Origin of the sequence: Oceanobacillus saliphilus (assembly GCF_023522835.1) — a bacterium.
GTDB lineage: Bacteria > Bacillota > Bacilli > Bacillales > Amphibacillaceae > Oceanobacillus > Oceanobacillus saliphilus.
Window position 1 is genome coordinate 380,909 of sequence record NZ_JALCZU010000001.1, and the last position, 13,487, is coordinate 394,395.

The following is a 13,487-nucleotide window of genomic DNA, read 5'->3' on the forward strand; positions in this document are numbered from 1 at the left end:
AAAGCATGGTATGTGAGCTATTCAAGCGCTGCTACCCCACCAACAATCTCCGTGATTTCCTGTGTAATAGCTGCTTGACGTGCGCGGTTATATGTTAATGTCAAGTCACCGATAAGATCTGATGCATTATCTGTCGCACTTCGCATTGCTGTCATACTCGCCGCATGTTCACTCGCTTTTCCATCTAATAATGCACCGAAAATTAAGCTTTCGGCATACTGTGGTAATAGAACTTCCAATATTTCCTGTTGGTTTGGATCATATTCATAATCACTATCTGCTGCACCATGCTCATCCAGATTTTCAATAGGAAGTAGCTTTTTAGCTGTTACTTCTTGAGAAATTGCACTTACATAGTGGTTATAGATGATGTTTAATTCATCAATTTCACCATCACTGTACATTTGGACTGTTTCCGAAGCAAGATCCTTGATATCAGCAAATTTGGGATGGTCTGCAACGCCGATGATGCTTTTGGATACTGGTAAATTGCGTTTGTTGCAAAAATCATAACCCTTACGACCAACTGCGATAATTGTGTACTCATCTGCACTTTGGTGACGCTCGCTGATCTTGTTCAGCAGGTTTTTCAGTATATTACTGTTATACCCTCCGACCAATCCACGATCAGATGTGACTACGATATAAGCAGTCTTTTTCACTTCGCGTTTCATCAGCATCGGATGTTCAATATCCGGATTGCTGTTAGCGATACTTGCTACAACTTCTTGAATTTTATCCGCATATGGAACAAATCCTTTGGCATTTTGCTCTGCTTTGTTCATTTTTGAAGCAGATACCATTTCCATTGCAGCAGTAATTTGCTTTGTCTTTTTTGTCGAATCGATTCGACCTTTTATATCTCTAAGTGATGCCAAGCTTTTTCACCACACTTTCCTGACAGAGGTTTGGAACAGAGTTAAAAATGAAACGTCATTTTTAACTCTAGACCATCATTCTCTTTTCGAAATCTATTTGGAAAACCAACCCTTAACGTATGGTCATCCTTTCATTAGTTGTTTGTCGGCAAAAATGTTTTCTTGAATGCTTCAATAGCAGCTCTCATTTCACCATCATCCGGCAGGTTACCTGTTTCGCGGATAGTCGTAAATAATTCACTGCGATTGCTTTCAACCCATACATTCAATTCACTTTCGAAACGAAGTACATCTTCCACTGGAATATCGTCAAGGTATCCTTTTGTCAGTGCAAAAAGAATCATAACCTGTTTTTCGACAACCATTGGCTTATGTAAGCCCTGTTTCAGAACTTCAACTGTACGTTGACCACGGTTTAGTTTGGCTTGTGTTGATTTATCAAGATCTGAACCAAATTGTGAGAATGCTTCCAGCTCACGGTATGAAGCCAAGTCCAGACGCAATGTTCCTGCTACTTTTTTCATCGCTTTAATTTGTGCGGATCCACCTACACGGGATACAGATAGACCTGCGTTAATCGCTGGACGTACACCCGAGAAGAATAAATCAGACTGCAGGAAGATTTGCCCGTCCGTGATGGAAATTACGTTTGTCGGAATATATGCCGCGATATCGCCTGCTTGTGTCTCAACGAATGGAAGTGCAGTTAATGAACCGCCACCCAATGCATCACTTAGCTTAGCAGCACGTTCCAATAGGCGTGAATGCAAATAGAATACATCCCCTGGGAATGCTTCACGACCTGGAGGACGACGAAGCAATAAGGAAAGCTCACGATATGCGACCGCTTGTTTAGATAAATCATCATAAACAACCAATACGTGTTTTCCGTTATACATAAACTCTTCACCCATTGCTACACCTGTATAAGGTGCAAGGTATAATAATGGAGCTGGATCAGATGCCCCAGCTGTAACGACGATGGTGTAATCCAATGCGCCATATCTGCGGAAAGTTTCAACTGTATTACGAACTGTTGATTCTTTTTGACCGATTGCTACATAGATACAGATCATATCCTGATCTTTTTGATTTATAATGGTATCTACAGCTACAGTCGTTTTACCAGTTTGACGGTCACCAATGATAAGCTCACGCTGACCACGACCAATTGGTACCAATGCATCAATCGCTTTGATTCCTGTTTGCAATGGCTCGTCAACTGATTTACGGTCCATTACTCCAGGAGCTGCCGCTTCGATTGGACGAGACTTAGATGATTCGATTGAACCTTTCCCATCGATTGGTTGTCCGAGCGGGTTAACGACACGACCCAATAATTCTTCTCCAACCGGCACTTGCATGATACGTCCTGTACGGCGAACTTCATCGCCCTCTTTAATACCAGTGTAAGGTCCGAGGATAACGATACCAACGTTGCTTTCTTCTAGGTTTTGTGCTAATCCCATAACACCGTTCGGGAATTCAAGCAATTCTCCAGCCATTGCGTTTTCAAGTCCGTGCGCACGCGCGATACCGTCCCCGATTTCAATAACTGTCCCAACATCACTAACTTCGATATCTGTATCAAAGTTTTCAATTTGCTTCTTTATAATGGAACTGATTTCTTCAGCATTAATGCTCATACCATGTCACCCCTATCATCATTTATTCGCAGACACAATACGTCTTGAAATTCGATTTAGTTTTCCGCTTACGGTTCCATCATAGATGGTGTTACCTACACGGATTTTTATCCCGCCGATAATGGAAGGATCGACTATATTTTCGAGATTGATTGCAGCTTTACCCATTCGTTTTGCGAAAGTGGTCTGCAACTGCTGTTTTTCAGCAACTGTTAATTCACGAACTGAGTATACGGTTGCATCTGCAATTCCTTTTGCATCATTCACCTGTTGGATAAAATGTTCGACAATGAATGGAATGGCTGAAGTACGATGTCGCTCAACAAGCAATTTGAGTGTATTCACAACATCTGACTGCGATCCTTGAAACACTTCTGCAATAAATTGTTTCTTTTTCTCATTATCAACTTTAGGATGCGCGAGGAATGGACTAAGTTCTTTATTGTTTTTAAAAACTTCACGAACAACACGGAATTCTCTAGCAAGTTCATCCAGTGTGTTCTTTTCTTTACCTAGTTGGAAAAGAGCGTCTGCGTATCGTTTGGCAACTTTCTGCTCTCTCATCGCTCTTCTCCTACCTCTTTGATATAGTCATTGATCAGTTTTTCCTGATCTTGTGCACTGATTTCTTTTTCAATTACTTTACTTGCAATAAGTACAGACAATGAAGCTACTTTATCCTGAAGTGCCTGGATTGCTTTTTCTTTTTCGTTTTGGATGTCCGCTTGAGCCGCTTGGATAATCTGATCTGCTTCTTTTCGAGCTGATTCTACAATATCCTGCTCCTGCTTCATACCTGCAGACTTAGCATCTTCAATCAATTTCTGTGCTTCCAGCTTAACATTATTCAATTGGGCAGCTGCCTCAATGGATGCTTTCTCTGCTTCCAGACGGCTTTTTTCTGCTGACTCGATTTCTCCAGCCACATATTCCTCACGTTCCTGCATCTTGTTCATGAGGGGACCCCAAGCGAATTTCTTTACAAAGTATAGCAGCAATAGGAAGAAAAATAATTGTACGAGCATATCTCCTACTCTTAGTCCACCTACAGTTGCTCCAATTGTCAAATATCCCAAATATGAATGCACTGATTTTCACTCCTTTCGCGATAACTACACATCTATGTCGCTTTTAAGCTTTTAAACATAACATAAAGCAATGGCGAAGATTCTCTAATAATGAATCTCGCCATCTTCATTTCCTTCATAGAATCGTTATTACAAGATAACCATAAATGCAATAACTGCTGCGATAATCGGAATCGCCTCAACCAATGCTACACCGATAAACATAATTGTTTGTAGGGAACTTTTTAGTTCTGGTTGACGAGCAATACCTTCCAAAGTCTTACTTACGATCATTGCGTTACCAAAACCTGCTGCTAGTGCTGCTAAACCAATTGCAATTGCTGCTGCTAATGCTTCCATTTAATATTTCCTCCTCTTATTTAAAAACCTTAAATTTATAATTTTATTAATGGTCATTTGTCACTTTATGAGACATATAAACCATTGTTAACATCGTAAAGACGAACGCCTGGATACCACCAATAAACAAGCTAAATCCTTGCCATGCCATCATCGGCAGTGCCGCACCAATGAAGCCTAGTACACCAGTAGTTGCCAAACCTACAAGCAGGGAAAGCAATACTTCTCCGGCAAAAATATTACCGAATAGACGCAAACCCAATGTTAATGTGTTTGTAAACTCTTCAATAATCTTGAAGGGCAACATTAACGGAACCGGACTGACATACTCTTTGAAATACGCCTTTGGTCCTCGCATTTTAATACCGTAAAAATTCGTCAGGACTATTACCATAGCGGATAGGGTCAGTGTTAATGTTGCATCGGCGGTTGGTGATTTCCACCAAAGGTCATGACCGACAACACCCATTGTCATAACACCTAGCAGATTACTTACCAATATGTAAGTAATTAAGGTGAGCCCAAGCGGAAGAAATACCTTACCTGTTTTCCAATCCATCGTGTCATTGATAATTCCTTTAACAAATCCAACTATCCACTCCATAAAGTTCTGCATCCCGGTTGGTTTCATTTGAAGGTTCCGACTTCCCCATACTGAAAACAGAAAGACAATTAATGAGGCTACTGCAATCATGAGGACGTTGGAAAGGTTAAAATCAAGCCAGGAAATCCCAAACACATTTTCAACTATTGGAGCTGTATGATCCAAATTTATCACCCCTTTATAATCCTGATTTACTTAAGAACCCGATCAGAGCATGCTCAAATGATCGGTTAATCTCCTTTATATTTCCTTTGTCGAATCATCCGGAATAGAATATCCAGAGCCATTACAAAGTAAGAAGATACAATTCCTATAACCACTGCAATGATATGAAAATACGCTTCATAACGATGTGCAATTAACACAGCCAATATTGCCGTGGCCATTCTCGTGAAGGTTCCTAAACCTCTACGTTTTTTACCAGATCCTGCAAATGAATCTGCCAGAACTTCTGTTTTGTGCTGCAATAACCACAAATTATAGAAACTCACTGAACCACCCAGAATTAAACCAAGGAAAACACGATGATATGGCAGAAATCCAGCTCCAATTACCATTAGTGCAAGGAAATAAAGCATCCACTTGCGTTGTCGGGTTACCATACTTTCAAATTCATACATACTTAACTCTACTCTCCTAAACCCTTCACTCAGATACATGCCTTCCCGCGCCAAAACCTGTTTGCATCCGTTTTCATGTTCGCTACAATGCAACTGATGCCATGAAAATTGCCCGGTATTCATTGTAGAAAATTCGTATCAGTCAAGCACCTATGTAACAGAAGTAATTTGAAGTGAGAAATAGTATAAATCTGAAATGCCGAATTATGTAATTTTACAGCTCAGCAATTCAACAAAATAACTAAAATAAATACCTATTTCATCTCACCTCACATTAAGCAAGTTTACATTAGTGTGACTAGCATTGTCAATTGGTATACGAGATATATTACATAGAATTAAAAATGATAGTGTCCGCTTCTTACAGGAGGTTTCCAGAAAAGTTTATCCACTTTAAGATGGTTATATAAGCAAGGGGTTTGATAAATAAAAAAAAGACCCAAATATTATTATAAATGATATTTGGGTCTTATAATGTGACACTTTTGTGAACTGACATTTCCTAGGAGTTTTCTATCTTCTTTTACTCCATATATATCATCGATTGACTGCTCTCATATCTTCCGTCTTCCAGGTACACCGTTACGATTGCCAGATAAAACCCACCCGGTCCTGCTTCTTTTTTACTGATTTCTTTCTGTAAAAGCCCTTCCTGCAGGTCCTGTACCGCCAGCAGTTTACGATTATGAAAAAGGGTCTCCGGGTTATAAAGGTCCACCTCCACACGACGGGCAGGTTCCGTCAAATATAGGCGAAATTCATAAGCATCTTCCGAAAAGTTTTTCAATGAAAATTCGAATCCTGCTGTCTTTGGCTGGTCCGCATTTTTATTTACTACGATATATGGCAGATAATAATCTTCCTCATTCTCTTTTGTCAGTGTCAGCCAGCCTTGATGGACTCCCTCTTCAAGACGGGAAGTTGTAACGCTAAGTTCGATGGGAAGCGTCTTTATTTCATTCGGTTCCAGTGTAAATGCGCGCGGGATATTCCAGTACATCCCATTTTTCTTTTTAGAATATTCAAACGTGTAATGCTGTGGATCCTCAGAAACGTTTTCAACGGTTATTTCCAGACTTAATTCCTCTCTATAGCTGTCAACTTTCCCAAAATTTAATTGTGGATCATGAATAATTGTAGTTGTTTCAATCGCTTTATCCGGTCTAATTGCACCCATCCCCTGTATCGTTGGTTCCGAGGTATCTTGCTCTTGCAGCCGCTCCGCCGTCGTTTTTAACGCTCCGATAATCTGCTCTCTCGTCCAGTCAGGATGGGCTTCTTTTATTAACGCAACTGCTCCTGTAACATGGGGGGCTGCCATACTCGTTCCATCCATCTGTTCATGCCCACCTGGGACCGTGCTCCAAATTCCCGTACCAGGGGCAAGCACATCTGGTTTAATATTCCAATTCATGGTGACAGGCCCTCTTGAACTGAATGTGGCGATCGTAACTTCCTGATTCCAATATGCACTTTCCATATACAGCGATTTTTTTTCGGAATGATTCTTTAGCCATTTCCCATCTTCCATGCTGATTGATGCTACAGGAATGTTAATTGGATTCTGTTCGTTTTGAAGCGATCCCTGGAAAATTCCTGGCTCATTATTATAGATTACGGCAGCGATTGCACCGTTTTTTTCTGCTGATTGAGCCAATTCATAAAAAGGGATTTCTCCACGTTGCAATAGGGCGATTTTACCTTTTACAGATTGATTTTGCTCACTAACTTCCACTACTTCATTGGATCTTGAAATCTCCCACGAAGGTGATCCATCCATTTCATAAAGCTGGACCACCTTATTTTCAAAGGATTCATATAAATAAGGAATTATCCTAGGTGAAGTTGCCGCACCAACGGATAATGCTTTATCAGCTGTTGCAGGCGAGCCGACCGTCCAATCGTCTGGCCCACTGTTTCCGTTTGCAATCACAACAGGGATGCCCAATTCAGAAGCACGATTGACCGCCACACTGGTCGGATAATCTGGGATATTTACATTATTCCCTAAAGAAAGATTGATGACATCCACTTCATCTTCCATCGCCCTTTCCATAGCCGCTAACACTTGGACGGATGTTCCGGCACCACCCGGTCCGAGCGCCCGATATGCGTAAATCTCCGCATCCGGTGCGACACCTTTTATCTCACCATCCGCCGCAATGATACCTGCAACATGTGTACCGTGAGCTGTGGGGATGCCTTGCTCCGGCACCGTTTCCATCGGATCATCATCCAGATCGACGAGGTCAAAACCAGATATATAGTTCAATTTCAAGTCCGGATGGTCATAGTCAATTCCAGTATCAATCACACCCACTTTTACCCCTTTGCCGGTATATGCAGTCGTGTTGAGATCGAATGGCTGAATCATTGTTTCTGAGTGATTGGTTGATTTTCGCCATTCAATAGCCTCATATCGTTGGACGGAATGAATGTTTTTAATGAATTCAAGGGCTTCCATTCGCTGTAAATTTTTGGGGCTGCCCAGCAATGCAAGTCCATTAAATAATTTCTCATATACTGCAACTACTTCGATGAATGGGTGATATGTTTCAATATACTCCCTATGCACATTGGGATCGCCTTCTACTTCGATGATGATGGGCTGAAGTTCTACCTCTGCTAGTGGCATATATGTAGTGGGTAAAATAAAAAAGAGGATAAAGATAATTAGAAATAAAATAGTGCTTTTTTTATACATGGGTCAAGCCCTCCTTATTCTAGTATGTTTTGATAAGATGGAGAAATTATGCATGGGAGAGAGCTTGCGCTAAACGGGAGAGAGCTCTCGCTAAACGGGAGAGAGCTCACGCTACTCCGAACAGAAAAGAAAAAGCCGCTTCCTCCCCTAAAGGAAGGATAACAGCTCTTACACTAATATAATTCGACAAAACTCGGGGAGTGACCACAGGCACCATCACCGCACCATCACCACTTATTTCGTGCCAAAGAGGCGGTCGCCGGCGTCTCCTAGTCCTGGGACAATGTAGCCATGGTCATCTAATTTTTCATCCATTGCGGCGAGGTAGATATCCACATCCGGATGAGCTTCTTTTATAACTTCTACGCCTTCAGGTGCTGCAATCAGGCACATAAGGCGAATGTTTTTCGCGCCGCGTTTTTTCAGCGAGGCAATGGCATCATTTGCTGATCCACCTGTTGCAAGCATAGGATCAATTACAATTAGTTCGCGTTCCTGGATATCAGAAGGTAACTTGATATAATATTCAACTGGTTTTAATGTCTCCGGATCACGATAAAGTCCAACGTGCCCTACTTTCGCAGCAGGAATCAGTTTGCGCACTCCGTCTACCATTCCTAGTCCGGCACGTAAAATTGGAACGAGGCCAATTTTCTTCCCTGCAAGCTGTTTTGATTTGGATACCATTACAGGTGTTTCTACTTCGACTTCTTTCAGTGGCAGGTCTCTTGTAATTTCAAAAGCCATCAGCATTGCCACTTCGTCAACAAGCTCGCGAAATTCTTTTGTTCCTGTATTTTTATCTCTTATGTACGTTAATTTATGTTGAATTAACGGATGATCAAATACGAATACATTTCCCATTGTCAGATCACTCCTTCAAATTAGTTATATCCTACAAATTGTACTGAAAAAAGAGTGAGCTTTCAAGTTTAGGCTGAACTTGTCAGCAAAACGTAATAAGGATGCCCCTATATACGGGGCATCCTTAGCTATTTATGCATATAATGGAAATTTTTCAGTTAAAGCAATAACGCGTTTTGCTGCTTCTTCCAGTTTAGCTTCGTCTTCATGGTTATGAAGTGTAAGGGAAATGATTGCCGCAATTTCCTTCATTTCTTCTTCACCAAAGCCGCGAGTGGTGACAGCCGCTGTACCGATGCGGATACCACTTGTAACGAATGGGCTTTCTGTATCAAATGGAATGGTGTTCTTATTCGTTGTAATACCGATATCATCCAACGATTTTTCAGCAACTTTACCAGTAAGGTTCAGTGGTGTTACATCCAATAACAACAAATGATTATCCGTACCGCCAGAGACGATGCGAATGCCTTCTTCGGTAAGTGCCTCACCAAGAACTTTTGCATTTTGGATAATGTTTTTGGCATAGGATTTGAAATCATCTGATAATGCTTCTTTGAAAGAAACTGCTTTAGCCGCAATCACATGCATGAGCGGGCCTCCCTGAATTCCAGGGAATATAGATTTGTCGATTTTTTTCGCGTATTCCTCTTTGCAAAGAATCATGCCTCCACGGGGACCACGCAATGTTTTATGTGTTGTCGTCGTAACAAAATCAGCATATGGTACAGGGTTTGGATGATCTCCGGTAGCAACAAGTCCGGCAATATGTGCCATGTCAACCATCAAATATGCATCGACTGCATCAGCGATATCGCGGAATTTGGCAAAATCGATGGTGCGGGAATAAGCACTTGCACCTGCAACAATCAGCTTTGGCTTTACTTCTTTTGCTCTCTCGAGTACTACATCATAATCAATCTGTTCTGTTTCCTTATCCACACCATAGTCCACAAAGTTATAAAGCTTTCCACTGAAGTTGACTGGGCTGCCATGTGTTAAATGACCACCATGGTTCAAATTCATTCCAAGTACTGTATCTCCTGGCTCTAGCACGGAGAAATAAACTGCCATATTTGCCTGTGCACCTGAATGCGGCTGGACGTTGACATGCTCTGCACCAAACAGTTCTTTCGCGCGATCACGAGCCAGATTTTCCACTACATCGACGTGTTCACAACCGCCATAATATCTTTTCGCAGGATATCCTTCTGCATATTTATTGGTTAAAATGGATCCCATTGCCTGCATGACTGCTTCAGAAACAAAATTTTCGGATGCAATCAGTTCAATTTTTTCCTGTTGGCGCTTTTTTTCCGCCTGCATTGCTTTGAATACTTCTACATCTGCTTGTTGTACATGTTCCATTCGTAAATCCCCCTATGTATGAATTGTTTTCATAATATATTTCACGGGACGGGTTGAGTCGCCCCATAATTCATTTAGTTACATGTATCATTTAACCGCGTATCCTCATAATTTGCGCGACTGCCACCTATCAGTTTCGGACGGGTACGCGCTGCAGCGAGCCTCGCATTCCCAATATTCTTTTGCTCAAACCGAAGCGGTACTGCAACATGCTTCAAATGCATGCCAATCATTGTTTCCCCGATATCCATACCAGCGTGTGCGCGGGCTCTAATATTCTCAACGACTACAGGGTCTGTCATCTTTTTAAATGCATACGAAGCCATCGATCCACCAGCCTTTGGCACAGGAATGACAGAAACTTCATCAAGCATATATGTAGCAGCGGTTTCCCGTTCAATCACGAGTGCACGATTCAGATGCTCACAGCATTGAAAGGCAAGGTGAACCCCCGATTTTTCCTGTAATTCCTGCAATCCATTAAAAATCACTTCAGCAATTTGCTCATTACCGGATGTTCCGATTGGATGACCTGCAACCTCACTTGTCGAACAGCCAATGACAAACAGCTCTCCTTCGCGTAAATAATCAGTTGTGACCCATTGCCCCACAATTGCCTTCATGTCCTGTTGTATATTTTCATATGCCATTATTTTTTCACCTGTCCTTGTAAGATGTCAAGCTTCTTTAGACCTACATGCTTTTAGACGTGAGAATTTTCGGTATGTGACTTGATTTTATTTTCTTAAACTTTAAATTTATTAATTTGTTTATTCAAGTTTTGTGCCTGTTCTTCCATTTTATGCGCCAGTTTGTCCACCTGTTCCATGGTTGATACCTGTTCTTGGATCGCAGCGTTTACTTCTTCCGTTCCAGCAGATGTTTCTTCCGCTATTGCAGCAACTTCCTGTGATTGTCTCACTGTATCCTGAATCGATTCCAACTGCTGATCAACGAGATCTGTAATCATTGCAATTTCAGATGCAACTATATTAACAGAACCCGACATTTGCTCGATCGTCCGGTTCGTACCTTCCCCATTTTCAGCCTCTTTTTTGGCGTAGACGACATTGTCATTTATCTTTTCAACGACAAGATTGACATCTTCTTGAATCGCTTCAATCAGATTAGAAATACGTTGAACAGCCTGTGCACTCTGATCAGCCAATTTCCGGATTTCCTCGGCGACTACGGCAAAACCTCTGCCATGACCCCCGGCACGAGCCGCTTCGATTGACGCATTTAACGCCAGTAAGTTCGTTTGCTCGGCAATCTCACCAACCATCGTAATGATCGTTTCCACCTGTATCGCATTTTGTTTCAAGTGATCGACATCTTTCAGCGAAAGTTCCTGATCATTGGCTAGTTTCTGAATACCTTGGACGAGCCGGTTGACAACGATTTTACTTTCATTCAAAGTCTCCAGCATCTCCGTTGACTTTTCTTTGGACTGTTCTGCTTTTTCCTGTACTTTTTTAGCAAGCTCTGTTGCAACTTCCACAGCTTCGGCGGTATGTTGAATAGCTTCTGATGAACTTTCCGCTCCTTTGGAAATTTCATGAATGGAACTACCGATTACGGCAGAATGCTGTGCTGCAGCATGGGATGCTTCCTTCATTTGGATGACTGTTTCATTTGTTGTTTCAAAATGCTTATCAATATTATGTACCATTTTATTCAGGTTTTGCAGCATCGTATCTACGGCTATGGAAAGTGCCCGTATTTCATCATCGGATTTAGGTATATGTACCTCCTGGTTTAAGTCTCCACTTGCTGCATCTGTTGCTGCCTTTTCCAATTTATCCATTGGCTTTGTAATAAAACCCGCTGCAAAAAAGGCCAGTACACCAGACCAGAATATACCAAGCAACAAGATTGCAATGGCATAGCCCTCTAATGAAATCTGCCAAAATTCCTGTACATAATCATACAGTACATAAATAAACAGCGCACTGAACGAATACGTAATGATGGCCAAAACGGTTGTAAAGACCACTAATTTCAACCGCAAACCAAAACGATATTTCTTCTCCATCTCTGCTTCCCCCTGCTACTTCTTTAGTCTTTTTATTAACAGGTTTATGTTGTCATCCAGTTCTCGGAGGGATTTCTGATAGGTTTCGAGATTCCCGCCAAATGGATCGGAAATATCATAATTAATCAGGTTGGACTCCAGTTTTTGGATTGTTGAGATATCTTCGCTCAAATATATCTCCAATTGCTTATGCAGATCAACACCGTCCATTTTCGACTGATTCTCCCGAATAAAAGTCGAGCGTTTCATTTCGTATTCCGCATAGGCTTTCCTTAATTCCTGCCATACTTTTTTATCGGATTCCGAGACATATTCTTTAAGTGTATAATACTTTTCTTGATAATCCGGAAATTCGACGATCAATGATTGCTTATGCTGGGTCGTCATCGTAAGCACAATATCAGACCAGTGCAGCAGACTGGCGGTCACTGGCTGGGACTGATGATCAAGTGCTATTCCACGTTCACGAAGTACCTGAATCGCTTTTTCATTTGCACGCAGATTATTACCGGCAAAAATCCCGGCCGATTGGACATTGGCCCCAGGCATCTTTTCCTTCAATAGAGCCTCTGCCATGGGACTTCTGCACGTATTCCCTGTACAAACAAATAAAATATTCATGATGGTACCTCCAATTGTAATGATGAGACAAATATACCATAGTTGACGTAAAAAAAGAAGAAGATTCCCAGTTGAACCGGTAATCTTCTTTACCCAAATAGGACGTATAATCCAAATCCGCATAGAATGCTCCCACCTAGCAATTCACTGTATGTTCCCAGATAGCGATGTACCTTCCTCCCGAGCAGTAGGCCTGCACAAGTGAGAAAACAACTCATGGCACCAAACAACATCAATGTCAGGAAAACTTTTACCCCGGAGATTCCTAGACTTAATCCAACGGTAAAGCTATCTATACTCACACTGAATGCAACTAGGAACAAACCGGCGCCTATTGGAAGCATCCGATTTTTCAGATCATCACTAAAGGCTGAAAAAAACATATGTGCACCAATTAGAAACAGCAATACACCCCCCGCCAGAGTGGTAAAATCACCTATCTGACTCGATATTGCTTTTCCAAGCAGAATTCCGGCAAGCGGCATGATAATATGAAAAATCCCTACCGTTATTCCAATAAGTGCAACCCTCTTTAACCGAATCTCGCGCATTCCCATACCAAGACATACGGAGAACGCATCCATACCAAGCGCAGTTGACAGGAACAGTAATGATATAAGTTCACCTGAAAAAGACATCCATTATCCCCCTTGGACATGCTTATTAACTATATGCAAGTCTGGTGTGGGATATGAATGTCTTTCCTGTGCAGGCTTCCCT

Annotated in this window: 14 protein-coding genes; all 14 read right to left on the bottom strand. The window is 41.6% G+C overall.

All coding sequences use genetic code 11. The features are described from left to right. Positions 1-17 precede the first annotated feature (17 nt). The 14 genes from atpG to MN204_RS01695 all read right to left on the bottom strand — a co-directional run bounded on the left by atpG (position 18) and on the right by MN204_RS01695 (position 13,405). Positions 18-878, bottom strand: coding sequence for an ATP synthase F1 subunit gamma (atpG, locus tag MN204_RS01630; protein WP_249869321.1), 861 nt, complete (start codon positions 876-878; stop codon positions 18-20). A 134-nt stretch (positions 879-1,012) separates the two neighbouring features. Next, the gene (atpA, locus tag MN204_RS01635; RefSeq protein ID WP_249869322.1) at positions 1,013-2,524 is read right to left on the bottom strand and encodes a F0F1 ATP synthase subunit alpha; all 1,512 of its coding nucleotides are present in this window, start codon (positions 2,522-2,524) and stop codon (positions 1,013-1,015) included. A gap of 18 nt (positions 2,525-2,542) precedes the next feature. Beyond that, positions 2,543-3,088, bottom strand: a complete 546-nt coding sequence (locus MN204_RS01640) for a F0F1 ATP synthase subunit delta (RefSeq protein ID WP_249869323.1) — start codon at positions 3,086-3,088, stop codon at positions 2,543-2,545. Further along, on the bottom strand, positions 3,085-3,612 hold the full coding sequence (atpF, locus tag MN204_RS01645; protein ID WP_249869324.1) for a F0F1 ATP synthase subunit B: 528 nt from the start codon (positions 3,610-3,612) through the stop codon (positions 3,085-3,087). The genes MN204_RS01640 and atpF overlap by 4 nt, the downstream gene beginning before the upstream one ends. A 129-nt stretch (positions 3,613-3,741) precedes the next feature. Continuing rightward, positions 3,742-3,951 (bottom strand): F0F1 ATP synthase subunit C, encoded by a 210-nt coding sequence (gene atpE / locus MN204_RS01650; protein WP_249869325.1) that lies wholly within the window; start codon positions 3,949-3,951, stop codon positions 3,742-3,744. Between the two features lie 46 nt (positions 3,952-3,997). Further along, positions 3,998-4,720, bottom strand: coding sequence for a F0F1 ATP synthase subunit A (gene atpB / locus MN204_RS01655; protein ID WP_249869326.1), 723 nt, complete (start codon positions 4,718-4,720; stop codon positions 3,998-4,000). Positions 4,721-4,785: 65 nt separating this feature from the next. Beyond that, positions 4,786-5,175 carry an ATP synthase subunit I gene (locus MN204_RS01660; RefSeq protein WP_249869327.1) on the bottom strand — a complete coding sequence of 130 codons (390 nt, stop codon included), beginning with the start codon at positions 5,173-5,175 and terminating at the stop codon, positions 4,786-4,788. A gap of 523 nt (positions 5,176-5,698) precedes the next feature. Further along, on the bottom strand, positions 5,699-7,879 hold the full coding sequence (locus MN204_RS01665) for a S8 family serine peptidase (RefSeq protein WP_306798548.1): 2,181 nt from the start codon (positions 7,877-7,879) through the stop codon (positions 5,699-5,701). 234 nt (positions 7,880-8,113) lie between these two features. Beyond that, entirely contained in the window at positions 8,114-8,743 is a 630-nt protein-coding gene (upp, locus tag MN204_RS01670) for a uracil phosphoribosyltransferase (protein WP_249869328.1), read from the bottom strand. 132 nt (positions 8,744-8,875) lie between these two features. Then, positions 8,876-10,111 carry a serine hydroxymethyltransferase gene (gene glyA, locus MN204_RS01675; protein ID WP_249869329.1) on the bottom strand — a complete coding sequence of 412 codons (1,236 nt, stop codon included), beginning with the start codon at positions 10,109-10,111 and terminating at the stop codon, positions 8,876-8,878. Positions 10,112-10,185: 74 nt separating this feature from the next. Then, positions 10,186-10,761, bottom strand: a complete 576-nt coding sequence (locus MN204_RS01680; RefSeq protein WP_438804676.1) for a TIGR01440 family protein — start codon at positions 10,759-10,761, stop codon at positions 10,186-10,188. 95 nt (positions 10,762-10,856) lie between these two features. Next, a complete protein-coding gene (locus MN204_RS01685; RefSeq protein WP_249869330.1) occupies positions 10,857-12,146 on the bottom strand; it encodes a methyl-accepting chemotaxis protein in 1,290 nt (429 codons plus the stop codon). 15 nt (positions 12,147-12,161) lie between these two features. After that, positions 12,162-12,767 (bottom strand): low molecular weight protein arginine phosphatase, encoded by a 606-nt coding sequence (locus MN204_RS01690; RefSeq protein ID WP_249869331.1) that lies wholly within the window; start codon positions 12,765-12,767, stop codon positions 12,162-12,164. Positions 12,768-12,856: 89 nt separating this feature from the next. Further along, on the bottom strand, positions 12,857-13,405 hold the full coding sequence (locus tag MN204_RS01695) for a manganese efflux pump MntP (protein WP_249869332.1): 549 nt from the start codon (positions 13,403-13,405) through the stop codon (positions 12,857-12,859). Positions 13,406-13,487 lie beyond the last annotated feature (82 nt).